Here is a 23963-nt window from a genome sequence, read left to right on the forward strand (position 1 = left end):
TTGCAAGGCGGTTGCGATACGAGATGCATGTGCAATTTCAAGTGGCGGTCTTTTTCGTTGTCTATCGGGCTTTCTCTCGGTGTTAGGCTATTCGCTCAGGAGGGTGTGAGCGACGCCATGAATACGGTGGAGCTCAAGCCGCATGTGGTGACGGCCAGTCCGTTCGTCACGGAGGTCGAGGAACTCGTGGTGCCGGTGAGCGAGCTCGCTGGGGGCGAACTGGACCGCAGAGCGGTGTCAAATCTGGGGGCGACGCTCGATGGCGAACCGGGCGTGCACTCCACTTATTTCGGCCCCGGAGCGGGGCGACCGGTGATACGCGGGTTCGATGGGGATCGGGTGCGTATCCTAAATCAGGGTACGGATAGCCACGACGTTTCGCAGACCAGTCCTGACCACGCGGTGAGCATCGAACCGATGTTCGCGTATGACATCGAGGTCGTGCGCGGACCTGCTTCGCTGCTTTATGGAAACGCGGCGATCGGCGGTGTGGTAAACGTCATCAGCAAGGAGTTGCCACGAGAGCGGGCCCTTCGTCCAATCAGCGGCGAGTTCGAGGCGAGCTATGGCTCGGTGGCGGATGAGAAGGTTGGGGGCATCGCTTTGCAGGGGGGACGAGGACGTTTCGCTTGGAGCCTCGGGTATATGGATCGCAGCTCTGGCGACATCGAAATCCCGGGCTTCGCAGAGTCAATCTACCAAATGGAGGCCGAGGAGCGCGACGAGCATGACGAACATGACGAGCATGAGGAAGAAGAGCATGAGGAGCATGAGGAGGAGGATGCGGCCTTTGGCGTGCTCGAAAACAGCTTTGTGGATACGCGTTCTGGCTACGTTGGAATGACCTGGTTCGGCGATGCTGGTTCGCTCGGTTTTTCGTATTCAAAATATGAAACAGATTACGGTGTTCCCGCGCATTCTCACGCTCATGAACACGAGAGTGAAGAGCATGATGACGGGGACGAATTCCACGAGGAAGATGAGGAGCATGAGCATGGCGAAGACGGCGTGACGGTCGACCTCGACCAGTCGCGCTTCGCCCTGCGCGGCGAGCTTATCAATCCGATCGATTTTATTGAGAGTGTGGAGCTGGATTTCAGCTACGGAGACTACCGCCATGCCGAAATCGAAGATGAGGTTGTGGGCACGGTTTTTGATCGTGATGGATACGAGTTGCGCCTGACCGCGGTGCATCGTCCGATCGGCGGCTTCACCGGAGCGTTCGGTCTGCAGGTGACGGACGAGTCGTTTTCCGCGGTAGGAGAGGAGGCGTTCATTCCAAGCAACGACACGTCGCAGTACGGCCTGTTTGCGGTCGAGCGCCTGAATCGCCCCTGGGGCGCTTGGGAGTTCGGGGGCCGTGTCGAGACTGTGGACGTCGATCCGGTCGATGCCACGATTTACGGCAAAAGCTTCACGACAGGAAACGCCTCCGCGGGCTTCGTGCGTAGGGTGGGAGAGAGCGCAGCGTTCGCGTCGAATCTGACCTATGCGGAGCGGGCTCCGAACGCGAGCGAGCTGTTCGCGTTCGGACCGCATATCGGTACGCAGAGCTTCGAGATAGGGGACTCCAGCTTGGGCGTGGAAAGCTCGGTCAATCTTGACCTGTCCTATCGCCTGACGGCTGGAAAGCTGACCGGAGAGTTTACCGTGTTTTACTCGGACTTTAGCGACTATATCTATATGCGTTTCCTCGATCACGAGCTTGTCGAGGGAATGTATGGAGAATTGGATACAGATGGGTTGAACGTCTTCCAGGCGACTCCTGCCGATGCCCGCTTCTACGGCTACGAAGTCGATTTGCGCTACCACATCATAGACGAAGCTGATCGCACGATGCACTTCGATCTGCTGATCGATCAGACGAGAGCGACGAACGAACGTTTTGAAACGAACATGCCCCGCATTCCGACTCGCCGAATCGGAGGACGCTACGAGTACGCCTTTGGGCCATGGGTGATGGGAGTGGAAGGTCGCTACAACGAAGCGGCGTCACATCTGGCCCCTAACGAGTTGCCAACCGACAGCTATTTTCTCTGGGGCGCGGACCTTCGGTACCGTATCCAGGCGACGGAAACGGTGACGGTTGATCTGTTCGCGGTGGGATCGAACCTTGGCGACGAAGAGGCTCGGCCCCATACCTCCTACCTCAAGGACTTGGCGCCGATGCCAGGCAGAAGCGTCAAGCTGGGCGTGCGGACACGTTTCTAGTGGTCGTTGGAGACGCGCCCCACCGGGGGATAGAGGGCCTCCAGTTCGAGACAATGCGAAAGGTAGCGGCATGAGCGAAAAGGATACGGTCAATCACTTCGACAAGCGGCAAGCCGAGTCCTATGACGCTCGTTGGCAAGCCTTGGCGCCGCTTAACGATAGCCTGCACTTGCAGCTCTCGCTGGTCCTGGAGGAAGCGCCGGAAGAGGCGCGTGTCCTTTGCGTGGGAGCGGGCACGGGAGCGGAGCTGATCGCTTTGGCGAGACGGTTCTCAACGTGGCGTTTTCTGGCGGTGGATCCTTCGGCGCCGATGCTTGAGGTTTGCCGGAGGAAAGCTGAAGCGAACGGCGTTGCGGATCGCTGCGCCTTTCACGTCGGGCATGTGTCTGACGTTCCCGAAGCTGAGGGGGTGTTCGATGCGGCGACCTCGCTCCTCGTTTCCCACTTCATCGTGAACCTGGAGGAGCGGCTGCGGTATTTTCGGGACATTCGCGAGCGGTTGCGACCTGGAGGGGTGCTAGTGACTTCCGACCTCTGCGAAGCGCCGAGAGGCCAGCAAGCGGAGCTGATGCCGGTTTGGCTTCGCATGATGCGGTACGCGGGAGCGACCTCCGAGCAAGTCGAAGGCATGTTGACGTCCTATGAGCAAAACGTGTCGATGCTGCCCGAGCAAGCTATGGAAAACCTGCTGATCGAGGCGGGCTTTTCGCATCCCACGCTCTACGCCCAATCGCTTCTCATTCGATCTTGGTTCGCTCGAGCCAAGCAAACTCACGCATAGTTCTAGAAGCGAGAACGCCAGATGGCGCGTTGTTTTCCGGAATCTTGGGAGCAGGCGAAGCGACACTCGACCGACGGGAGGCAAGGGGGGGCCGATCGTAGCGATTTTGCCTAAGGCAAAGTGGCGGAGAGAGAGGAATTGGTTGAGCGTTGCTCAAGTCCTGCGGACCCGTCTGCGGTCGCTGCGCTCCCTTCCGTCGAACCCTCTGCTCGGGTTCTTCATCCTGCTATCTCGCCATTCGACTCTACGCGTCGAATGGCGGAGAGAGAGGGATTCGAACCCTCGGTACGGTTACCCGTACACGCACTTTCCAGGCGCGCGCCTTCGACCACTCAGCCACCTCTCCGTGACCTTCTTTTCGCCGTTCCCCTAGGGGGCTGGCGTGAAGAACGGCCTAATAAGAGGATTCGGGTATCGTCGGTCAATTTCTTTTCTCAAAAATTCCGAAACGGCGAAATGCTTCTCTTCAAATGCCAAAAACCCGCTTGCATGTTAGAGGGCGCTGCCTAGGTTGCGTCGTTTGTAGTGTTCCGAGAAAAATGGTCTCTTCAAACGCAGACATAGGTTACAACAGCAAGGTCGAAGGGGGCGTGATCGTCTCCAAGGCGGATGCTGTGATTAACTGGATTCGCACCCATTCCCTTTGGCCGATGCCGATGGGGCTGGCGTGTTGCGCGATCGAGCTCATGGCCTCGGGCGCTTCAAAGTTCGACATTTCCCGCTTCGGGGCGGAGGTCATGCGGTTTTCGCCTCGACAATCTGACGTTATGATTGTGGCGGGCACGGTGACCTACAAGATGGCTCCGGTGGTGCGTCGCATCTATGATCAGATGGCGGAGCCGAAGTGGGTGATCGCCATGGGGGCGTGCGCCTCCTCTGGCGGCATGTACCGCTCCTACGCCACGTTGCAGGGGGTGGATCGGATCGTCCCGGTCGACGTGTATGTCAGCGGCTGTCCGCCGCGCCCGGAGGCGTTGTTGGACGCTCTTATTAAGTTGCAGGACAAGGTGATGACCGAGACCTCGACTTCGAATCTACTGAAGGCTAAAGAGGCCTGATCCGCTTACGCCGATGATTGCTCAAGATCTTTTAACCGCCCTGCAAGGAGTCAGCTCCGACGTGTCAGAGCGGGGTTCCGCTGATTGTCCCGCTTTCAACTGCCCGATCGAGTCCTTGTTCGAGGTATTGAAAACGCTGCGCGACAACCATGGCTACGACATGCTGGTGGACGCCACGGGAATCGACAATGGGGTGGAGGAGCATCCCCGCTTCACGGTTGTCTATCACCTGCTATCGACCAGCGCCCATCGCTACGTGCGGGTGGCCGCGGATTGCGCCGACAGCGAGAAGCCGGTCGCTCCCTCGGTGGTTTCGCTTTGGGAGGCCGCAAACTGGCACGAGCGCGAGTGCTTCGACCTTCTGGGAATTTCCTACTCCGACCATCCCGACCTTCGCCGCATCTTGATGTGGGACGACTATCCCTACCATCCGTTGCGCAAGGATTTCCCCTTGGCGGGTCACGAAGAGGACCTTTGGGACGAGGAAATCAGCGAACGCACGGGCACCAAGGTGATTTCCGCCCCGATGGCAGGCGGCCCGTTCGTCGCCAAGAGCTCGAGTTTCGAGGCCGAGAGGGAGCCTCGAGCCAAGGACGAGAGCTGGAACGAGAAGAAAGAGAAGCCGGGCGAATAGCTTGTCTCTCTCGCATTCGAAACCACACAGCTGACTTTTGCCCAATGGCTACCGAATCTAAAGAGTACACAATGCCGGATGCGGCCGCCCGCGCTTCGCAGGCGTCGGAGGAGTTCGAGACGGAAAAGCTCGACCTGAGCGTGGGCCCTTCCCACCCGTCCACCCACGGGGTGCTTCGCCTCAACATCCAGCTCGATGGCGAGATCATCCAGAATTGCGACCCGGTGGTCGGCTACCTGCATCGCGGGGATGAGAAGATCGCGGAGAACATGACCTACAATCAGTTCGTGCCCTACACGGACCGCTTGGACTACTTGGCCCCGCTGGCAAACAACGCCATCTACGCCATCGCGGTGGAGAAGCTGGCAGGCATCGAAGTGCCGGAGCGCTGCCAGGCGATCCGGGTGCTCACCAGCGAAATGGCCCGAGTCTCTTCGCATCTGCTCGGCCTGGGGGCCTACACCATGGACGTGGGGGCCTTGACGGTGTTCATGATCACCTTCACCGAGCGCGAGAAGCTTTACGATCTTTTCGAGGAGCTTACCGGAGCGCGTTTTACCACCAGCTACACCCGCGTCGGCGGTCTGCTCAAGGACATGCCGGATGGTTGGATGGACCGGGTGCTGAAGTTCTGCGACGAGTTTCTGCCGCTCCTGGACGACGTGGAGGAGCTGCTGACGCGCAATCGCATCTTCATCGATCGCACGGCGGACGTCGGGATCATCTCGAAGGAGGATGCCATCTCCTATGGATTGACCGGACCAAACGCCCGAGCGTCGGGACTGGATCTGGACCTTCGCCGCGACGCCCCTTACTCCGGCTACGAGAAGTATGATTTCGAAGTGGCGATCGGCGAAAACGGAGACTGCTACGACCGCTACCTCGTTCGCATGGTGGAGATGCGTCAGAGCATCCGAATCATCCGTCAAGTCATCGAGAAGATGCCCGACGGACCCTACCGCTCGGAAGACCAGAAGAAGATCATCCTGCCGCACAAGGATAAGACGCTGACCTCCATGGAGGAGCTCATCCAGAACTTCATGATCACCACCGAGGGGCCGCAGATCCCGCCCGGCGAAGTCTATTTCGAAGGCGAGGCCCCGAAGGGAGCGCTCGGTTTCTTCATCAACAGCCGGGGTGGAGGCGTGCCGTATCGCATGAAGATTCGCGGACCTTCGTTCTGCAACCTCAGCATCCTGCCCAAGCTCATGAAGGGCTGCATGGTTTCCGACATCGCCTCGATCCTTGGAAGCTTGGACTTCGTGATGGGGGAGTGCGATCGATAGAATTTTGTCGCCTAAGAACGACACGGATATTCACGAATTGGATACAGGTTATTCGAGTCAGTTTGTGAAAGACCGTGGTTCGAAACGACTCTTAAGAAAATGAACTTAAAGCCAGAGACACTAGCTGAAATCGAAGCGGCGATTCCGAAGTATCCGGATCCGCGCAGCGCGGTCATGCCTTTGTTGCATGCGATTCAGAAGGACCAGGGACTGCTGACGAACGAAGCGGCGGAGTGGGTCGCCAAGAAGCTGGGCATCGAGCCGATCAATGTGCTTTCGGTGATCACGTTCTATCCCTTCTTTCGTCAGCATAAGATAGGCAAGCGCCACATCCGCGTTTGCCGCACGCTATCCTGCGCCATGGCGGGCGGAGCCAAGGTCTGCGATACCATGCTGAAGGAGTTCGAGACGGAATTGAACGAAGTCTCCCCGGATGGAGAAGTGACCGTCGAATTCGCCGAGTGTCTGGCCAGTTGCGGCAGCGCCCCGGTGATGCTGGTGGACGAGGAATTGCACGAGAATCTCGACGTGGCGAAGGCCAAGGCTCTCTGCGAGAAGATCAAAGCGGAGGCGAAAGCGTAGTTAAAATGGCGATACATCCCAAGGAACAGCGCCTGATTCTCAAGTATGCTGACGAGGAAGGCTATACGCCGAAGATCGACAGCTACATGGCTCACGGCGGCTACGACATGCTCAAAAAGGCGGTCACTATGGAGCCGCAGAGCATCATCGACGAAGTCAAGAAGTCCGGCTTGCGCGGCCGCGGCGGAGCCGGATTCCCGTGCGGGGTGAAGTGGAGCTTCGTCGATCGCAAGTCCGGCAAGCCCATCTATCTGATCTGCAATTGCGACGAGTCGGAGCCGGGCACCTTCAAGGATCGCCAGATCGTGCACAAGGATCCGCACCAGCTGATTGAGGGCATGATGATTTCCTGCTTCGCCAACAATGTGGCGAAGGCCTTCATCTACATTCGCGAGGAGATGCCGCACGGCGCCCGCATTTTGGACGAAGCGATTTTGGAAGCGAAGGAAAAGGGCTTCGTCGGCGACAATGTATGCGGATCCGGATACAGCTGCGACATCGTCGTGCACCGCGGAGCCGCGGCCTACATTTGCGGCGAGGAGACGGGGCTCATCGAATCTCTGGAAGGCAAGCGCGCCAATCCGCGCATCAAGCCGCCTTATTTCCCTGCGGTTCTCGGTCTCTACAATTGCCCGACCATCGTCAACAATGTGGAAACGCTCTGCAACGCGGTACACATTCTGCAGATGGGGGCGGAAGGCTTCGCCAAAATCGGCCGTCCCAACAATACGGGTACGCGCATCTGGTGCGTTTCCGGCGGGGTGCAGCGTCCTGGCTACTACGAAGTGGCGGACGTCACGCTCGGCGAACTGGTCAACGACATCTGCGGCGGGCCGCTTCCCGGCCGAAAGATCAAGGCCATCATCCCTGGCGGCTCTTCGATGAAGATCTTGAAAAACGGCGAGCGCTACAAGGGCAAGAATCCGGACGGTAGCGAATACGACTGGGGTCTAGAGGACATTCCGCTCGACTACGATGGAATCGCGGCGGCGGGGTCCATGTCCGGTTCCGGCGGCATGATGGTGCTCGACGACAGCGTTTCCATCCCGGCGGCGTTAGCCAACCTGATGGCTTTCTATTCTCACGAGAGTTGCGGCCAGTGCACGCCGTGTCGCGAAGGCTCGCTTTGGCTCAAGAAGATTACCTCCCGCATGGTTCATGGCCAAGCCCGCAAGGAAGACGTGGATTTGATGCTTAGCGTGGCCGACCAGATCGCTGGCCGCACCATCTGCGCCTTCGGTTTCGCGGTGGCGTGGCCGGTGCAGAGCTACATCGCAAAGTTTGAAGAAGAATTTAGAGAATACGCCGAGCAGCTCAGCGATCCGAACGCTGACCGTGAACGCATAAAGGAACTCGCGTGCAATGGCTGAGGAAAAGAAAGACAATCTGATCACCGTCAACATCGACGGCATCGACCTGCAGGTGCCCCCGGGTACGAACATGGTCGATGCGGTCAAGATGCTCGGCAAGGAAGTCCCGCACTATTGCTACCACCCGAAACTCTCGGTGGCGGGCAACTGCCGCATGTGCCTGGTGGAAATGGGCATGCCTGGAAAGGATCGCGCCACTGGAGAGCCCATGCTCAACGAGGACGGCTCCCCGAAGATCATGTGGATGCCGGGTCCTGCCATCGCTTGCGGGACCAAGGCGGCCCCGGGGATGCACATCAAGACCAATTCGCCCAAGGCCGTCGAGTCGCGGGAGGCGGTCACCGAGTTTCTCTTGATCAATCACCCGCTGGATTGCCCCATTTGCGATCAGGCTGGAGAATGCAAGCTGCAGGAGTTTTCGGCGTCACACGGGCGTGGATACAGCCGTTTCATCGAAGCGAAAAACGTGAAGCCGAAACGCACGCGTCTCGGGCCTAGGGTAACGCTCGACGACGAGCGCTGCATCCTTTGTTCGCGCTGCGTTCGCTTTTCGCAGGAGATCGCCAAGGACGACGTGCTCGGTTTTATCGATCGTGGCAGCTATTCGACGCTGACCTGTTTCCCAGGCAAGGAGCTCGCGAATAATTACTCTTTGAATACGGTGGACATCTGCCCGGTGGGAGCGCTCACCAGTACCGACTTCCGATTCAAGATGCGCGTTTGGTTTCTTAAGGAGACCAAGAGCATCGACTTGGAAACTTCGGTCGGATGCAATACGGTGGTTTCTTCTCGCGAAGGAAAGATCTACCGCATCACCCCGCGTCAGAATGACGAGGTCAACGACACATGGATGCCGGATTCCGGCCGCGAGCTTTACAAGCAAGTGGAAGCGGAGGACCGCTTGACTGGTTGCGTCGCGGATTCCGTGGCCATCGAGCCTTCCAGGGCGATTGCCGCCGCCGCCGATGCGCTCAAAGGCGAGGGGATCGCCATCGTCGGCTCCGGTCGATGCACGGTCGAGGAGCAATTCGCTCTGAAAGCTATCGCCGATCAAGTCGGCGCTAAGGATGTGTATCTGGTTGCTCGATACGGCGAGGATGACGGCATCCTCGTCTCCAAGGATCGCAACCCGAACGTGCGCGGAGCCTTGGCGACCGGTTTGATTTCCGATCTGCCGACCGAGACGCTGAGCGATCTGGCGGCCAAGATCGACGCAGGCGAGGTCAAGACCGTGTTCGCAGTACGTGAGGATCTGGTGGCAGCTGGCTTGAGTGAGGACCAGCTCGCGAAAGTGACGGTGATCGCTCTCGACACGCGCGAGACTCCAACCACCAAAGCGGCGAAAGTGACCATCGCAGGCCTGACTCAATTCGAGAAGTCGGGGTCGGTGATCAATCAGCAGTTTCGTATCCAGAAATTTCATAAAGCTGTCCCGGGGCCATCCGGAGCGATCGACGATCTGGCGGCTCTGGCGGGAATCCAAAGCGCCTTGTCGAGCGACGCCTTCCCGAACTCGGTGGGAACCATCTGGGAAAGAATCGCCGCGTCGGGTAGCCTTTTCGAAGGCCTCAGCTTCAAGGGAATCTCCGACACCGGTGTCCTGCTCGATGGCAGCTCGTTCGAAGGGCTACCGTTCGTAGAAGGAAAGTCACTACACTTTGAACCCAAGAGCGAAGCCGTAGCAGCGGAATAGACGCCATGGAACTGACTGATATCATCATCAAATCGATCTACGCGATTGTCGTCGTGAGCGTGCTCATGGGCTTTTGCTCCTACGCGGTTCTCGCGGAGCGAAAGATCTCCAGTTGGATTCAAGGTCGTGTGGGTCCGAACCGCACCACGCTGCCGTTCATCGGATCGATCCCGGTGGTGGGCCGTTTTCTGACACGTCTCGGCGTGTTTCAGCCGGTGGCGGACGGATTGAAGTTCCTCTTCAAGGAGGACGTGCTTCCCGGGCACGTGAACAAGCTCTACTTCACGCTTGCCCCGGTCATCGCCTTGATTCCCGCCTTGACGACTGTGGTGGTAGTGCCCTTCGGCTACTACGAAAACGCGGCAGGGGAGGTGGTGAACCTGGTGCTGGCGGACTTGAACGTCGGCATCCTCTTCCTCTTCGCGGTCTCCTCGCTCGGCGTCTACGGAGTCGTGCTGGGCGGATGGGCGTCCAACTCGAAGTATCCATTTCTTGGAGGCATTCGCGCTTCCGCTCAAATGATCTCCTACGAGCTGGCCATGGGCATCTCGGTGCTGCCGATCTTCATGTGGGTCAACGCGCCGGGGACGGATGGCAGCTTGAGTCTGGTCGACGTGGTGAACGCCCAAGCGGGCGGGCTATGGTTTGCCATGTGGATGCCGTTTTCCTTCATCATTTTCGTGGTTTGCGTTTTTGCGGAAACCAATCGTCTGCCCTTTGACATGGCGGAGTCCGAGACGGAGCTCGTTTCCGGATTCCATACCGAGTACAGCTCCTTCAAGTTCGGCCTGTTCTTCGTGGGCGAGTACGCTCACATGCTGGTCGGCTCCGCGGTTGTGGCGGTGCTTTTTCTGGGGGGATGGCAGCCGCTGCCCTTCATGACTTGGGCCGACCTCGGCGTGACGGGCATTTGGGCGGGCATCTTCTCGGTGAGCACGCTGCTCGGGAAGTTGATCGGGTTCATGTTCTTTTTCATGTGGATCCGCTGGACGCTGCCTCGTTTCCGCTACGACCAAATCATGAAGCTTGGCTGGCAGATGTTGCTTCCCGCATCGATCGCCAATCTGGTGCTCTACACCTTCATCATCTATTTCATCGAGCGTCCCTAATCCGAATGCAGAATGAAGAACGGAGACTCAAACTCGCGCCGAACTCGGAAGACTCTTCATTCGTAACTTTCAACCTTTCGCTCAAAAATGGCTATCGTCGTTAAGAGAAAACCACTCAATCTACTAGAAAAGCTCTACATTCCCGAGATCATCAGAGGTCTTGGGGTCACCTTCCGCCGCATGTTTTTCGGGGAGACGGTGACCATGGAGTACCCGGAGCAGCGCCCGCCCATACCTGCGGGCTACCGCGGCGTGCCGACCTTGGTGCGCGATCCGGAAGGCCGCGAGAAATGCGTATCCTGCCAGCTTTGCGAGTTCGTTTGTCCGCCGAAGGCCATCCGCATCACTCCGGGCGAGATCACCGAGGATAGCCAGTACGCCCATGTGGAGAAGGCTCCCAAGGAGTTCGAGATCGACATGCTGCGCTGCATCTACTGCGGCATGTGTCAGGAGGTCTGTCCGGAAGAGGCGATCTGGCTGCAGAACCAGTATTCGACCTCTGGCTACACGAGAGCGGAGATGGTCAACGACAAGCAGAAGCTCTACGAGTTGGGCGGCACGCTGCCGGACGAGCATTTCAAGTGGAAGAAAAAGAAGGAAGCAGCCGAGCACGGCGGCGGGCATCACTAGGCCGGTCGCCGATGGTTAATTCATCATAGATCCTCCTCCATCCCATTTCCTCATGACTGAATTGTTTTTCTATCTCTTTTCCGCGATTACCCTTGGGTGTGGGATCGCGGTCGTGTTCAGCCGCAATCCGGTGAACGCGGCGATGTTTCTTATCCTGGCCTTCACGGGCATGGCGTCGCTGTTTGTGATGTTGGAAGCCTACTTTCTCGCGGTGATCCAGGTGCTTGTCTACGCGGGCGCCGTGGTGGTGCTCTTTCTTTTCATCATCATGCTTCTCGATGTTAAGGAGGAGTCGCGGCATCGCGTGAAACTGCTGACCATCGTGGCCAGCGTAGTGGGATTCGCCATCCTGATCCTCGGCGTGGCGACGGTGGTTTCCACGGACGCGGTCGCGGAATCGGCCCAGACGCTGCCAGCTGTCACCAACAACACGCTCAAGAGCTTTGGCTACGAACTATTCACCACCTACCTGCTGCCCATGCAGGTAACCGGCTTCCTCTTGCTGGTGGCCATGATCGGGGTGATCGTTCTCAGCAAGAAAGTGAAAACCGACTAATCCTCAAATTGAAGATTTCTGATGACTATCGGACTTGAACATTACATCGGCGTGAGCGCCTTGCTCTTCGCCATCGGATTTTTCGGAGTGCTCTATCGGCGAAACACGCTGGTGATCTACATGTGCCTCGAGCTGATGCTCAACGCGTGCAACCTGGGACTGATCGCCTTTTCCCGATATCACGGTGGCATGAGCGGCAACGTGTTCGTCTTTTTCACCATCACGGTAGCGGCGGCGGAAGTCGCGGTCGGCCTCGCCATCATCGTGGCCCTTTTTCGCAAACGACAAACGGTGCAGGTCAGCGAACTGAACGCGCTCAAGAACTAGTCTTTCGGCAGCAACCGGTACTACAGCAATTTCCCTCCCATGAGTTTAGACCCACAGCTTTACGCTTACGCTCTTCTGGCGTTTCCTCTGATATCGGCCGTGGCCATCGCTTTCTCCATGCGACGCAATGGGGCGCTCGCTGCAGGCGTCTCCGTCGGCGCCGCGACCCTCATTCTCGCCACGGCGCTGCATATCATTTTTCGAATCGATTCGATCGAGTACAATGCCAGCTGGATCGAGATCGGCCCGCTCTCCCTGGATTTCGGATTTCTGGTCGACGACCTGGCGAAGCTGATGCTCTTCGTGGTCGCCTTCGTGGGCTTCCTCGTTCATGTATTCAGTCTTGGATACATGAAGGACGATCCGAACAAGGCCCGTTTCTTCGGCGGCCTGTCCATCTTCATGTTTTCCATGCTCGGCCTGGTGATGGCCAGCAATCTGGTCACCCTTTTCATCTTCTGGGAGCTGGTCGGTTTCAGCTCCTACATGCTGATCGGTTTCTATCTGGACAAGCCAAGCGCCGCGGCGGCTGCCAAGAAGGCGTTCATCGCCAACCGGGTGGGGGACTTCGGTTTCCTCATCGGCATCATCATGGCCTTCTGGGCTTTCGGCACGGTCGATCTGGCGGAAATGCGCCAAGCGATCGTAAGTGGTACCATTGATTTGAATACTATCGGAGCTGCGACTGGCATCGGCCTGCTACTCTTTTGCGGCACCGTGGGCAAGTCCGGCCAGCTGCCGCTGCACGTCTGGCTGCCGGATGCGATGGAGGGCCCGACACCGGTCTCCGCGCTGATCCACGCCGCGACCATGGTGGCGGCGGGCGTCTTCCTGCTTTGCCGTACTGGTTTTCTCATGACGGTCGACGCCTTGCAGATCATCATGTGGATCGGAGTGGCCACCGCCTTGTTCGCGGGTTTCACCGCCATCGCTCAGCGCGACATCAAGAAGATCCTAGCCTACTCCACGGTTTCTCAGCTCGGGTACATGGTCGCGGCTTTTGGCTTGGGCACCATGATTTCCTGGGAGGCTGGTGTTGCGGCCGCCATGTTTCATTTGACCACGCACGCCTTCTTCAAGGCCCTGCTCTTCCTCGGGTCCGGTTCGATCATCCACGCCTGCCATCACGAGCAGGACATTTTCAAGATGGGTGGCTTGGCGAAGAAGATGCCCATCACCTTTCTCTGCTTCACGGCAGGTCTACTTCCTCTGATCGGCACCATCTTCACTTCAGGCTTCTACTCCAAGGATGCGATCCTCGCGATCGCCTACGAGCAGAACCAGGCGGTTTTCTATCTCTTGGTTCTTGGAGCGTTTCTAACGGCCTTTTACATGATTCGCCTTTGGAAGATCGTTTTCCTCGGCGAAACCAATTCGGACAATGCCAGCCATGCTCATGAAAACGGTCCGGTGTTCACGGTGCCGCTCATCCTGCTCGCGGTCTGCGCCATTCTCGGTGGCTTCACTGGCCTCTACCCGCACGCCTTGAGCCCGATCGTGGAGGCAGGTCACCATCTGGTAAGCGACGAGCTTCACACCACCATCATGATTTTCGGCATGGGCGCTTGGGCCGTCGGTATCGCGCTCGCTTTCGTACTCTACGGGGCCGGCGCCAAGGAGGATCGCTTCCAGAAGATGACCGGACCGGTCTACGCGGTGCTGGAAAGGAAGTTCTACTTCGACGAGCTCTACGCGTTTTACATCGAGAAGATCCAGCAACGGGTGGCTCTGACGCTCCACTTTCTCGAACAGATCGCTTTGGCAGGCTTGATCATTCGCGGGGCGGCAGGCGTGGCCGGACTGGTCGGCATGGGTCTGAAGGCCCTGCACGTGGGCAACATTCATCAATACGTCTACTGGTTCATCGCTGGGTTGGCTCTCTTCTGGGCCTTGGCTGGCGGCTTCTAGATGGGAAACTTGAAACAATAGACCGACCGATTTTCTAAAATGAACGATTCCGTTTCACTTCTGCATTTCACCATCGCGGTTCCGATCGTAGCGGCGTTTCTGACGCTGTACATGGGGCGTTTCGGCAGGCCCGGAGCTCAGACCGTGGCCATTGCTGGCTTCGCCATCCCTGCAATCCTGGCTTTGATCGCTTGGGCCATTTACCAGCCGTCCGTTCCGGGCGGATACGATTTCGTGACGCGTCACGACACCGGACTGGAAGTTGTCGGAATCAGTCTTCACCTCGGCCTAAATGGCGTTTCGCTTCCGCTTTTCGTCATGGCTGGCATCGTCGGTCTGGCAGCAGGCATCTACGCGGCCCAGTCCAAGGCGGAGAACCTACCGCGCTACTTGTTTTGCCTTCTCATAATGCAAGGCGGTTTGATGGGCGTTTTCGCTTCGATCGACATCTTCTTTTTCTACTTCTTCCACGAGCTCGCGTTGATCCCGACCTTCGTAATGATCGGAGTGTGGGGTGGACGTGATCGTGGCTACGCCGCCATGAAGATGACGATTTATCTGACCTTGGGAGCCATGCTTTCCTTGGCGGGATTGATCGCCCTCTATGTGAAGAGCGGAGCTGGATCGTTCGATCTCATCACCCTGAAGGCTCACCTCGCGGAAGCCCCGCTGGCGGAAACGGTGCAGCGCTACGCCTTCGGCCTGCTGTTGTTCGGCTTCGGCATTCTGGTATCGCTTTGGCCACTACACACCTGGGCGCCGCTCGGCTATGGCGCGGCTCCGAGCTCCGCCGCCATGCTGCACGCTGGCGTATTGAAAAAATTTGGACTCTACGGCTTGATTCAAGTCGCTGTTCCGCTGATCCCGGGAGGCGTCAGCCACTGGGAAAACTGGATCATCTGGCTCGCCCTAGGAAACGTGGTCATCATCGGATTGGTGACGATGGCCCAGCGCGATCTTAAGCAGATGCTCGGATACAGCTCGGTGATGCACATGGGCTACGCCTTCCTTGGCATCGCGGCTATGTCGGTGCTCGGCGCGGGAGCGGCAGTCATCATGATGGTTGCTCATGGGTTGACCGTGGCCTTGCTCTTCATGCTCGCCACGATGGTGCACCACCGCACCCAGACCTTCGAGATGGAGGAGATGGGCGGTCTTGCCAAGAAGGCTCCAGTGCTCTCGGCGTTTTTCGTATGCGGTATGATGGCCAGCATCGGCCTTCCCGGACCAGGCCTGGCGAACTTCTGGGGCGAGTTCGGAATCTTCCTCAGCCTTTGGCAGTTCAAGAGCTGGCTGGTTTTCGTAGCGGCGACCGGCATCGTGATTTCGGCGATCTACGGGCTGCGCGCCGTGGCCCGAGTGTTCTTTGGCCAGGAGAGCGACGAATTTCTCGAGTCGCAGAAGGAAGTCGCGGTCACCGATATGACCTGGGCGGAGCGCGTGCCAGCGATCATACTGATCATCATGCTTTTCTTCATCGGGTTCTTCCCGAAAACCGTCACCACGCCGCTCAACCAGGCTCTGGAGAGCGAAGCGGTCTACGCCTCCTCGGAGGTCGACGAATAGTCAATTTTTGGATACGCCATGGGAACTGAAACGATACAATCACTCGGCGAGATCGCTGGAACCAATACATGGGGGCTTATATTACCCGAGTTGACGCTGGGTATACTGGCGCTTGGGCTGCTCATGCTCGAAGTGTTCTTGCCCAAGTTCGCTCATGGAGCGATCCCTCGCCTCTCTATCGCCGGCCAATTGGTCGTGCTGGCCTATATCCTGTTTTGCCCGGCTGCAGTCGACGAGGGCAGCGTGGCGTTCGGCGGCATGATCGCCATCAATGGCGCGACCAACGCCCTGCGAATCTTCTTCCTGATCGCTTCGGTCTTCGTGACCTATCTCGCGATGGTCAGCTTCGAAAACAAGACGCTGGCTCGTATCGAGTATTTCGCGACGACTTTGGTCATCACCGGGGCCCTTTCGTTGATGTCGATGAGCAACCATTTCGTGATGCTCTTCGTCGCCCTGGAAACCGCCACCGTTGGATTCTACATCCTGGTTAGCTACTTCCGCACCAGCGCGCTTTCCCTCGAGGCGGGTCTGAAGTACTTGATCATGGGAGCGTTGAGCTCCGCCATACTGCTTTTCGGTATCGTGCTGCTCTACGGAGCTGCGGGAAATCCGATGCTGGAGGCCAGCACCACCGACGGCATGAACTTTCAGGAGTTGAAGGCGTTCCTCGCGGCGAACCCGACTGACACTCTAGCGGTGATCGGCATGTTGCTGGTGATTTCCGGAATCGCTTTCAAGATCGGAGCTTTCCCCTTTCAGATCTGGGTGCCGGACGTGTATCAAGGCGCCCCGCTGCCCACTACGGCGTTTCTCGCTATTTCCTCCAAGGCTGCGGGCTTCGCGGTGCTGCTAACTTTGACTGGCGTGTTCGCTCCGCTTTCCGACTGGTTGGTTCCGCTGCTGTCAGGCATCGCCGCTCTGACGATCCTCTTCGGCAACTTCGCCGCCTTGACCCAGCGCAAGCTCAAGCGAGTGATCGGACTCTCCGGTGTCTCGCACGCTGGCTTCTTGCTCATCGGCGTGGTCGCGGCCATGTCGATTCCTGAAGCCACGAATTGGGTGATCTTTTATCTCTTCGCCTACTTGCTTGGTTCGGTAGCGGTTTTCGGAGTCCTTGCTCACCTGCCTAAGGAGGTGGATGCGGAGCTCGATCTCGACGATTTGGGAGACCTCGCCAAGAAGAACGGCTTCCTTGGCATCGCCTTGGCGATCGGAATCGGTTCGCTGGCCGGCATTCCCCCGTTGGCTGGCTTTATCGGCAAGTTCCTGATTTTCGTGGCCGCTTTCAAGGCAGAGCTCTACACGCTGCTCGCGGTCGGTATCATCGGTGTGGTGATTTCGATCTACTACTACTTTGGCGTCATCAAAGCAGCCTTCTTCGACGTCTGGAATTTCGCCGACGAGGAGGAAGAGAAGGAGCCACAGGCTCAGCCGGGTGACTTCCTGACCACGCTCGGCAAGCTGGCCATCGGATTGGCGCTGCTCGGCTCGGTCGTTCTCGGTTTCTTCCAAGGCCCGCTTGGCGCCTGGCTCTCAGGACAATAAGTTGGTGCGGCTCAGTTTGTTTTAACGGGAAAGCCCGCCGAGAAAGGGCGGGCTTTCTTGCGAATTGAGTTGTCGTAGGCTTAGTTTCCGGTTCGTTTCCAGTTTACTGATTTTTGACAAACCCCGCCCTCGTTTATTCATGAAAGTTACAGGCATTGCTATCGTTCCCCCTAAGGAGGCCGAAGACGGCTTCAAAGTCACTCCGGAGCTTCTTGCCTCGGTGCTGGCTCGCTACTCGCGGAGCAACGAAGGCATCACCAACATCATGAAGAAGGTCGATTTGGACAACGCGGAGAAGTCGATCGATCGCATTCTCAAATTCGTCGACTATGGCCACGCCTCGATCGGAGGGTTGACGGGGGGAATAGCCATCGCGGTGGACGATGTTTCCATGTGGTTGGCCTTCAAGCTGTTCGAAGTTTCGCAGATGTGCGATGGCCAGGAGTCCAGCACCCGCTACATCGCTATGGATCCGCAGAACATTCCTACCCCCGACGAGGTGGGAATGCCTGTCGACATGGCGGAGGAATGGCTCGCTCTGGTGAGCGAGGCGTTCGAGTGCTACAATAGTGAATACGCGCGATTGGATCGAGTCGCGAAGGACGATCCCTCGATCGTGCGCGCTCCGGAGGGCACGCCGGAAAAGGTGCTCGCCCGCATGCGCAAGAACTACGCCCTCGACCGCGCCCGGTATTTCATCCCATTCGCGACCAAGACCAATCTCGCTCTGGTGATGTCGGCCCGCATGTGGGCCCAAACCATCAAGCACGTCGCGTCGCTTCCTCAGAAGGAAGCCCAAGTCGTCGCGGAAGCGCTGCGCAAGGAAGTGGCGAAATTCGCTCCACGTCTGGTCAAGCACAGCAAAGCGGAAAAGTCGTTTCTCGAGCAAGCCAATGCGGAACACAACCGCAGCATGGATCTGATGAAGTCGCGCCTGTCCATCGAGCATCTCGAAGACGAGGTTTGGGTGAAAGTGGACGACAGCGTGCCGCCGTTTCTCAAGGAGCGTCAGTCGATCGCCAATTCATTGAAGTATCGATCAAATCGATACGGCTACTGCGGCACCGCGATCCGTCGTATGCGCGTATCCTTCGCATGGAACAACATGGCCATCGCTGAATTGCGCGACCTGAACCGCCACCGCACCGGGCACCGCTATACGCCGTGTATCCAAGCGGGATACTACCTCGCTCCAGAGACGGACCGAGAAGCCTTTCGTCCCTTCCTCGAGCGTCAGAAAGCCTTTCTTGAAAAGCTGACCGAACGTGGCGAACCCGCCTACATCTACGGTTTGATGCTAGGAAGCCAGACCCCGTTCGAGCATTCCACCCATGCCGACAAGTTCATCTACGAAGCCGAACTGCGCACTGGGCTGGGGGCTCACTACCGCTACGCCGACCACCTAAGCAAGGCTTTGAAGCAATTCTACACCCAGGTGCCGGAAGCCCGCGATTGGGTGGTTGAAGGAACCGCGGAACCGGAATGATGAAGGGCCTGGTCCTAGGCTGCTTTATGGGAGTCTTGCTCTGTTTGGCTGGCTGCCGGTCAAGCGAGCCTCACATGGCCTACTCGGATAAGAAGGTATCCACCAGCGTGATACGGCCGAGCGAAGCGAAGTACGAATCCGCAACGGTGATTTCGGCGGACCGGATTCGGACCAAGAAGATCGAAGCGGACCTCCGGGAAAAGGCCGTGTTGCCGAGCCAAGAAGCGATCCAGCCGGACGCGGTAGCCATTTCGCCGAGGCAGCTTGACCAGAGGGCGATCATCGAACCATCGGAGCACGAACGAGAACCCGATCTGCTGCAAGGGGATGCGCCGGTGATCGAGGGAGCGAAAGCGATGGAAGCGCACCAGCCGGCGAGCGGCGACCGGCCGCTCGAAGCTGACGAGCCGCAGGCCGACTAGCCGCGGACCTTGTTCTTTTCCGCTTCTCGCTCCTCTTCCAGCCGAGCTTTCTCGAGGGAAAGCTGCTTGCTGATATCACTGGCGGCGGAGCGGTCGCCAGTGCGATGGGCCTCGGCAAGCTTTTGGTTGAGAAAGACTTCCCGTTCCGCGATCTTCGCTCGATATTTGTCGTCGATCGCGGCGAGCTTTCCCTTTTGCTCATCGGTGAGCGGTTTGCTCTCCCCTTCGCTGGCGGCGAGGCGTTCCATAGCGAGTTCGTAAGCGGATTTCATGGCTACCTTTAGTAGGAAGCCCAGTCCACAGGTCAACGCGATAGCTTGGGGAGGCCGGATTTCGCGAAGCTAGAAGAAGCAGAAATAGATCGCCGCAGCGGTCGCGAGCAGAGGGGTGGTTTGCCATCGAAGCGCTGACTTGGATCCGCCGGTGCGGGAGTAGGCGAAAGCCATTAGCAGAAAGATGGTCAGGAATGCGGGCAGGATCAATAGGTCGCGCAAGTGGCTTGGGGCGAGCGTAGCGAAGGGGAGCTTTTCGGTGAGCGAAAGGCAACCGTGAATGATCTTTATGATCAGCAAGGCTGCGTTATTGAAAAGCTCCGACAGAGGCAGAATAGGAGTAAGTGGAGAAAGGATCAGTGAGAGAAAACCGGATACGATCGCGAGCGATGCCAAAGGCAAGGCTATCAGGTTTGTGAATACGCCGTATACGGGCAGGATTTCGAAATAGAGCAGTCCGAGGATCGACGAGGCGATGTAGGCGGAGAGACTGATCGCGAAGCTGTTGAGAAGCCAGGTTTTGGATACAACCGCGGCTTTCTGGAACATGGACTGGGCGCTGCGTGGGATTTGCGAGAAGAGCGGGCTTATGCGATTGAGCGTTTTGGCCATGGGCAAACCGAAAAGCAGAATCGATGCGACGGTGAGGTAGGACATTTGGAAGCCTGCCTGGAAGAGTTGGTTGGGCAGAATGAAGAGGTAGATGATCGCGGAAAGGGCTAGGGCGCTGACCGGCGAACTTTGGCGCTGGCTGCCATGGCTAAGGTAGAGGCAAGCGATCATGAGCAGCGCTCGCCAGGACGAAGCTGAGCCGCCGGTCACCAGAACAAAGCAAAGAATCAAGACTAAGGAAAAAACCGGAAGAGCGGCGCCTTTGATTCGAAACACCAGCAGAAAATGGTGGATGCAGATGGCGATGACTCCGATATGCAGACCGCTGATGGCGAAGAGGTGCATCGCTCCGTTGGCGAGAAAGAGGTTTTTCTGCTCCTCGCTCAGCTCGCCTTTCTTGCCAAGCATGAGGGCCTTGTAGGCTCCACTGTAGGGACTGTCCGGGCGTCTATTGTTTTCGAGGACGCTGGAGAGTTTGTTCTGGGCGAGAAGCAGATATCGCCGAAAGGGGGAAGCGGCGCGAAGACGGGATTTGATGAACCCTTGCTTGATGGTCGCGGTGACGCCTTGGTGCTTCAAGTAGTCGATGAAGCGGGATTTGTCGTCTCGCTCGACCAACGGTCGCGCCACGCCGAAGGTCCGCACCGTTTCGCCTTCCAACGGAGGTGGACCATCGGGCGAGCTTTCGAGCGCGAAGTAGATCCGATGCCCGGCGAGTTGAGAGAGGTAGGCCGGCGCGTGGAGGGTTTCGGCCAGCCCGAGGTGGATGTCTGGATTGCTGGAATCGAAGAGACGGGTGATGCGCAGATCGAGCGTCGCTTCCCTCGGCGGAAAGGAGTCCACCTGGGCCTGAGCTGCTGGCAGGGAGTGGTAGCGAAGCATGCCGGCGCAAAGGACGGCTGCGACCAAGGCCAGGTGCCACAGTGCGGCGTTGCGTTTCGAAGCGAGGTAGGCGGTGAGGCTCGCGGAGGCAGCGATCCCAAGCAGGAGCGGCGTTAGGGCGGGGCTCACGGATCCCGCCAAAGCGATGCCGGTGGCGAAAGGGACCAGTATCCACAACAGGGGTACATGTCGTGGACGGGTCGAAAGGCTCATGCCGGATAGTGGTTGATGAAATTGGCTTCGGGGAGCTTGAGGGCGTTCTCCATGCCGCGCCGCAGGTAGAATCGCGCCTCTTCGATGGCAAGCAAGGCGGGCAGGCCTCTCGCGAGATTGGCGGCGGTGGCTGAGCTGAGAGTGCAGCCGCTGCCGTGCGTATCGATGTTGTCGATACGCGTTTGAGTGTAGCGATGGATCTTTCCGGTCGGCTCGGCGACGATGTCGATCAGCTGATCGCCTGCGAGGTGTCCGCCTTTCACCAGGACATGCGCTTGGTAGGCGGCAGCCAGCTCGCGCGCAGCCTGCTCCATGGCTTGCGGCGTCTCTATATCCCGGTCCAGCAGCAGCTTCGCTTCGTCGAGGTTGGGGGTGATGACCGAAGCAAGGGGAAGAAGCTCCTTTTTCAAGGTCGCGAGAGCGTCGGGCTCGAGCAACGGATGGCCGCTCGTGGCGACGGATACGGGATCGACCACCAGTTTCAGCTCGGGCCGCTTGGCCACTGTTTCCGCGACAGCGGCGATGATCTCCCGATTGAAGAGCATGCCCGTCTTCGCGGCCGCCACTGGGTAGTAGGCGAGCACTTGCTCGATTTGGGAAACCACTATTTCGGTCGGGGCGGCGTGAACCGCGGTGATGCCGGTCGGATTCTGAGCGGTGAGGCAGGTGATGGCAGTCGTGCCGTAGACCCCATGAGCGGCGAAGGTCATCAGGTCGACCTGGATCCCTGCGTTGGCACCCGAGTCGGATCCTGCGATGGAAAGGGCGGTAGGTATGGCGCGCGACATTTAGGACGAGGCTGGCGGAGCGGGGGCAAAGTGTGAAGCGGGAAATGCTGACGATGGTTTTGACGGAAAGCGGGCGAGGACTGTAGGCTGCTCAAGATGGACTCGCAGGGCAGTTTGTTTTCAGAGGATGCGGCATATCCCAGAGCGCCGGAAGAGGTCGATTTGAAGCGCCAGCCCTTGGCGGCTCGCATGCGGCCGCGGTCCTTGGCGGAGGTGGTCGGGCAGGATCATATTCTCGCTTCGGGGAATCTTCTGCCGCGCTTGGTGCAAGCCAACACCTTTGGCAGTTTGCTGTTCTACGGTCCGCCAGGCTGTGGGAAAACCAGCATGGCCGAAGCGATCGCGGCCGAGACGAAGAGCCGTTTCGTGCGGGTGAACGCGGTGATGTCGAACGTGGCGGAGCTGCGAGGGATTTTGGCCATGGCCCGCAGCCGCGACGACGACACGGTGCTTTTTATCGATGAGATCCATCGCTTCAACAAGTCCCAGCAGGACCTGCTGCTGCCGGATGTGGAAGCGGGCAATATCCGATTGATCGGAGCGACCACCCACAATCCGGGATTTTACGTGAACGCTCCTCTGCTGAGCCGTAGCCATTTGTTTCGTCTGAACGCGCATACCGTGGAGACGGCGACGCAGGCCTTGGAGGCGGCGTTGAGGGACGAGGAACGCGGCCTGGGCAGTCGCCACCACACCGCGGAGGAGAAGGCCTTGGAAGGGCTGGCCAAGCTTTGCGATGGCGATCTGCGACGCGCATTGAACGCCTTGGAGGTGATCGCTCTGGGACTGGAGCCCGGACAGCCAATCACGCCGGAGGCGATCAGCGTATTCGCCACGGAACGACAGATCCGCTACGATGCCAACGAGGACGACCACTACGATACCATTTCAGCGTTTATCAAAAGCATGCGAGGAGGGGATCCGGATGCTGCCTTGTATTGGCTGGCCAAGATGCTGGCGGGAGGGGAGGATCCGCGTTTCATCGCCCGGCGCTTGATCGTTTTCGCCTCGGAGGACATCGGCCTGGCCGATTCCCGAGCCTTGCCGTTGGCGGTGGCGACCCAGCAGGCCTGCGAATTTGTGGGACTGCCCGAATGTCGCATCAACCTCGCTCATTGCGTGGCCTACTGCGCCGCGGCGCCCAAGAGCAATACTTCCTACGCGGCCTTTGGGAAAGCTGCCGCCGCCATCGCCGAAGGGCCGGTGCAGGAGGTGCCGCTGTGGTTGAGGGACAAAGGCGGCAAAGCTTCCAAGCGACTGGGCAACTCCAAGGACTACGAATACAGCCATGGCTTCTCGGAGAACATTTCCGGGCAGGACTACATGGAAACGCCAATGAGCTTTATCGAGCCCAAGCGGGTGGGAGAGGAATCGGGAATCGCGGAACGGCTGGAGCGCTGGCGCAAACTGAAGAAGGAGCGTCGCGAAAAGGGAAATAGATAGTGGAATTACGTATATTTTCTTGAAATAAGAGTAATAGTTTACGTGATTTGTGGTTATGAAATTCCCCGTAGTCCCTATTGTTGTTTCCCTCCTTTCCATTGCTGTCTTTTCCGGTTGCGCCACGGTCACTCGCGGCACCAAGGACGTTCTCGTTATCGAATCCGATCCATCGGGAGCCTTGGTTACCCTGTCCAATGGCCTGACCGGCACGACGCCCACTTCCTTCAAGGTCAGCCGCAAGAAGCCGATTTCCGTGACCATTGAGAAGAAGGGTTATGAAACCGTTTTCGTTCAGGTTAATCCGGCGATCGAAGGCGCTGGAGCTGCGGGCATGGCGGGCAACGTTCTGGTGGGAGGAATCATCGGGGTTGGTGTCGATGCGATGTCGGGAGCGACCAAGAATCTTCGCCCGAATCCAGTGACGGTTAAGCTGGTGCCGGTCGCGGTTGGCGACAACAATGCGGAGGGAGAGGATCTCACCTTTCAGTTGTATTTGGAATCTGTAGACGGGGAGCTCTTTCTATCGATCAAGCCCGAGCTTTCATAGCCGCGCGCTCATTTGTCTTTCCTCGTCAAAAAGGCGTCC

General features: G+C 58.3%; 22 protein-coding genes and 1 tRNA gene. 19 read left to right on the forward strand and 4 right to left on the reverse strand.

The genetic code is table 11. The features are described from left to right. Positions 1-27 precede the first annotated feature (27 nt). Together QEH54_RS06405 and QEH54_RS06410 are read left to right on the forward strand one after the other, a co-directional pair. A complete protein-coding gene (locus QEH54_RS06405; RefSeq protein ID WP_309017818.1) occupies positions 28-2211 on the forward strand; it encodes a TonB-dependent receptor in 2184 nt (727 codons plus the stop codon). A gap of 70 nt (positions 2212-2281) precedes the next feature. Then, the gene (locus QEH54_RS06410) at positions 2282-2992 is read left to right on the forward strand and encodes a class I SAM-dependent methyltransferase (protein ID WP_309017819.1); all 711 of its coding nucleotides are present in this window, start codon (positions 2282-2284) and stop codon (positions 2990-2992) included. A 256-nt stretch (positions 2993-3248) separates the two neighbouring features. On the opposite strand, the gene QEH54_RS06415 is transcribed toward QEH54_RS06410, so the two are convergent. Continuing rightward, a tRNA-Ser gene (locus QEH54_RS06415) sits at positions 3249-3338 on the reverse strand. A 193-nt stretch (positions 3339-3531) separates the two neighbouring features. On the opposite strand from QEH54_RS06415, the gene nuoB reads away from it, so the two are divergent. The 15 genes from nuoB (at position 3532) to QEH54_RS06490 (ending at position 19167) form a co-directional block, all read left to right on the forward strand. Further along, positions 3532-4050, forward strand: a complete 519-nt coding sequence (gene nuoB, locus QEH54_RS06420) for an NADH-quinone oxidoreductase subunit NuoB (protein ID WP_309017820.1) — start codon at positions 3532-3534, stop codon at positions 4048-4050. A gap of 13 nt (positions 4051-4063) precedes the next feature. Continuing rightward, positions 4064-4684 carry an NADH-quinone oxidoreductase subunit C gene (locus QEH54_RS06425; RefSeq protein WP_309017821.1) on the forward strand — a complete coding sequence of 207 codons (621 nt, stop codon included), beginning with the start codon at positions 4064-4066 and terminating at the stop codon, positions 4682-4684. A gap of 44 nt (positions 4685-4728) precedes the next feature. Continuing rightward, entirely contained in the window at positions 4729-5970 is a 1242-nt protein-coding gene (gene nuoD / locus QEH54_RS06430; protein ID WP_309017822.1) for an NADH dehydrogenase (quinone) subunit D, read from the forward strand. Positions 5971-6069: 99 nt separating this feature from the next. Beyond that, positions 6070-6552, forward strand: a complete 483-nt coding sequence (locus QEH54_RS06435; protein ID WP_309017823.1) for an NAD(P)H-dependent oxidoreductase subunit E — start codon at positions 6070-6072, stop codon at positions 6550-6552. A gap of 5 nt (positions 6553-6557) precedes the next feature. Continuing rightward, positions 6558-7922, forward strand: coding sequence for an NADH-quinone oxidoreductase subunit NuoF (nuoF, locus tag QEH54_RS06440; RefSeq protein ID WP_309017824.1), 1365 nt, complete (start codon positions 6558-6560; stop codon positions 7920-7922). Further along, positions 7915-9615, forward strand: a complete 1701-nt coding sequence (locus tag QEH54_RS06445) for a 2Fe-2S iron-sulfur cluster-binding protein (protein WP_309017825.1) — start codon at positions 7915-7917, stop codon at positions 9613-9615. Before nuoF ends, QEH54_RS06445 begins: the two co-directional genes overlap by 8 nt. A 5-nt stretch (positions 9616-9620) precedes the next feature. After that, entirely contained in the window at positions 9621-10724 is a 1104-nt protein-coding gene (locus tag QEH54_RS06450) for a complex I subunit 1 family protein (protein ID WP_309017826.1), read from the forward strand. 87 nt (positions 10725-10811) lie between these two features. Continuing rightward, positions 10812-11354, forward strand: a complete 543-nt coding sequence (locus QEH54_RS06455) for an NADH-quinone oxidoreductase subunit I (RefSeq protein WP_309017827.1) — start codon at positions 10812-10814, stop codon at positions 11352-11354. A gap of 52 nt (positions 11355-11406) precedes the next feature. Next, entirely contained in the window at positions 11407-11910 is a 504-nt protein-coding gene (locus QEH54_RS06460; RefSeq protein WP_309017828.1) for an NADH-quinone oxidoreductase subunit J, read from the forward strand. Between the two features lie 21 nt (positions 11911-11931). Then, complete coding sequence (gene nuoK / locus QEH54_RS06465) at positions 11932-12237, forward strand: NADH-quinone oxidoreductase subunit NuoK (protein ID WP_309017829.1); 306 nt, start codon at positions 11932-11934, stop codon at positions 12235-12237. 39 nt (positions 12238-12276) lie between these two features. Further along, positions 12277-14145, forward strand: a complete 1869-nt coding sequence (gene nuoL, locus QEH54_RS06470) for an NADH-quinone oxidoreductase subunit L (RefSeq protein ID WP_309017830.1) — start codon at positions 12277-12279, stop codon at positions 14143-14145. A gap of 39 nt (positions 14146-14184) precedes the next feature. Continuing rightward, on the forward strand, positions 14185-15711 hold the full coding sequence (locus tag QEH54_RS06475; RefSeq protein WP_309017831.1) for an NADH-quinone oxidoreductase subunit M: 1527 nt from the start codon (positions 14185-14187) through the stop codon (positions 15709-15711). Between the two features lie 18 nt (positions 15712-15729). After that, positions 15730-17259, forward strand: a complete 1530-nt coding sequence (locus QEH54_RS06480; protein ID WP_309017832.1) for an NADH-quinone oxidoreductase subunit N — start codon at positions 15730-15732, stop codon at positions 17257-17259. A gap of 139 nt (positions 17260-17398) precedes the next feature. Then, positions 17399-18745 (forward strand): FAD-dependent thymidylate synthase, encoded by a 1347-nt coding sequence (locus QEH54_RS06485; protein WP_309017833.1) that lies wholly within the window; start codon positions 17399-17401, stop codon positions 18743-18745. Positions 18746-18819: 74 nt separating this feature from the next. Continuing rightward, on the forward strand, positions 18820-19167 hold the full coding sequence (locus QEH54_RS06490; protein WP_309017834.1) for a hypothetical protein: 348 nt from the start codon (positions 18820-18822) through the stop codon (positions 19165-19167). Here the strand turns inward: QEH54_RS06490 and QEH54_RS06495 are convergent. The 3 genes from QEH54_RS06495 to thiD all read right to left on the reverse strand — a co-directional run bounded on the left by QEH54_RS06495 (position 19164) and on the right by thiD (position 21934). After that, positions 19164-19439: a hypothetical protein gene (locus tag QEH54_RS06495; RefSeq protein WP_309017835.1), complete on the reverse strand. Its 276-nt coding sequence runs from the start codon at positions 19437-19439 to the stop codon at positions 19164-19166. The two genes, QEH54_RS06490 and QEH54_RS06495, sit on opposite strands and share 4 nt — an antisense overlap. A gap of 69 nt (positions 19440-19508) precedes the next feature. Next, positions 19509-21146 carry a ComEC/Rec2 family competence protein gene (locus QEH54_RS06500; protein WP_309017836.1) on the reverse strand — a complete coding sequence of 546 codons (1638 nt, stop codon included), beginning with the start codon at positions 21144-21146 and terminating at the stop codon, positions 19509-19511. Next, the gene (gene thiD, locus QEH54_RS06505; RefSeq protein ID WP_309017837.1) at positions 21143-21934 is read right to left on the reverse strand and encodes a bifunctional hydroxymethylpyrimidine kinase/phosphomethylpyrimidine kinase; all 792 of its coding nucleotides are present in this window, start codon (positions 21932-21934) and stop codon (positions 21143-21145) included. Before thiD ends, QEH54_RS06500 begins: the two co-directional genes overlap by 4 nt. Positions 21935-22030: 96 nt before the next feature. On the opposite strand from thiD, the gene QEH54_RS06510 reads away from it, so the two are divergent. Next, positions 22031-23377, forward strand: a complete 1347-nt coding sequence (locus QEH54_RS06510; protein WP_309017838.1) for a replication-associated recombination protein A — start codon at positions 22031-22033, stop codon at positions 23375-23377. 55 nt (positions 23378-23432) lie between these two features. After that, positions 23433-23924, forward strand: coding sequence for a PEGA domain-containing protein (locus QEH54_RS06515; protein ID WP_309017839.1), 492 nt, complete (start codon positions 23433-23435; stop codon positions 23922-23924). Positions 23925-23963: the final 39 nt, after the last annotated feature.

This window comes from Pelagicoccus sp. SDUM812003, assembly GCF_031127815.1.
In the GTDB taxonomy this organism is placed as follows: Bacteria; Verrucomicrobiota; Verrucomicrobiia; order Opitutales; family Opitutaceae; genus Pelagicoccus.

Coding starts and splice junctions, on each gene's coding strand:
- QEH54_RS06500 (WP_309017836.1), bottom strand. CDS start 21,146: ATGAGCCTTTCGACCCGTCCACGACATGTACCCCTGTTGTGGATACTG.
- nuoL (WP_309017830.1), top strand. CDS start 12,277: ATGAGTTTAGACCCACAGCTTTACGCTTACGCTCTTCTGGCGTTTCCT.
- nuoF (WP_309017824.1), top strand. CDS start 6,558: ATGGCGATACATCCCAAGGAACAGCGCCTGATTCTCAAGTATGCTGAC.
- QEH54_RS06480 (WP_309017832.1), top strand. CDS start 15,730: ATGGGAACTGAAACGATACAATCACTCGGCGAGATCGCTGGAACCAAT.
- QEH54_RS06515 (WP_309017839.1), top strand. CDS start 23,433: ATGAAATTCCCCGTAGTCCCTATTGTTGTTTCCCTCCTTTCCATTGCT.
- QEH54_RS06455 (WP_309017827.1), top strand. CDS start 10,812: ATGGCTATCGTCGTTAAGAGAAAACCACTCAATCTACTAGAAAAGCTC.
- QEH54_RS06445 (WP_309017825.1), top strand. CDS start 7,915: ATGGCTGAGGAAAAGAAAGACAATCTGATCACCGTCAACATCGACGGC.
- nuoK (WP_309017829.1), top strand. CDS start 11,932: ATGACTATCGGACTTGAACATTACATCGGCGTGAGCGCCTTGCTCTTC.
- nuoB (WP_309017820.1), top strand. CDS start 3,532: ATGGTCTCTTCAAACGCAGACATAGGTTACAACAGCAAGGTCGAAGGG.
- QEH54_RS06485 (WP_309017833.1), top strand. CDS start 17,399: ATGAAAGTTACAGGCATTGCTATCGTTCCCCCTAAGGAGGCCGAAGAC.
- QEH54_RS06450 (WP_309017826.1), top strand. CDS start 9,621: ATGGAACTGACTGATATCATCATCAAATCGATCTACGCGATTGTCGTC.
- QEH54_RS06475 (WP_309017831.1), top strand. CDS start 14,185: ATGAACGATTCCGTTTCACTTCTGCATTTCACCATCGCGGTTCCGATC.
- nuoD (WP_309017822.1), top strand. CDS start 4,729: ATGGCTACCGAATCTAAAGAGTACACAATGCCGGATGCGGCCGCCCGC.
- QEH54_RS06490 (WP_309017834.1), top strand. CDS start 18,820: ATGGCCTACTCGGATAAGAAGGTATCCACCAGCGTGATACGGCCGAGC.
- QEH54_RS06425 (WP_309017821.1), top strand. CDS start 4,064: ATGATTGCTCAAGATCTTTTAACCGCCCTGCAAGGAGTCAGCTCCGAC.
- QEH54_RS06495 (WP_309017835.1), bottom strand. CDS start 19,439: ATGAAATCCGCTTACGAACTCGCTATGGAACGCCTCGCCGCCAGCGAA.
- QEH54_RS06510 (WP_309017838.1), top strand. CDS start 22,031: ATGGACTCGCAGGGCAGTTTGTTTTCAGAGGATGCGGCATATCCCAGA.
- QEH54_RS06435 (WP_309017823.1), top strand. CDS start 6,070: ATGAACTTAAAGCCAGAGACACTAGCTGAAATCGAAGCGGCGATTCCG.
- QEH54_RS06410 (WP_309017819.1), top strand. CDS start 2,282: ATGAGCGAAAAGGATACGGTCAATCACTTCGACAAGCGGCAAGCCGAG.
- thiD (WP_309017837.1), bottom strand. CDS start 21,934: ATGTCGCGCGCCATACCTACCGCCCTTTCCATCGCAGGATCCGACTCG.
- QEH54_RS06405 (WP_309017818.1), top strand. CDS start 28: ATGTGCAATTTCAAGTGGCGGTCTTTTTCGTTGTCTATCGGGCTTTCT.
- QEH54_RS06460 (WP_309017828.1), top strand. CDS start 11,407: ATGACTGAATTGTTTTTCTATCTCTTTTCCGCGATTACCCTTGGGTGT.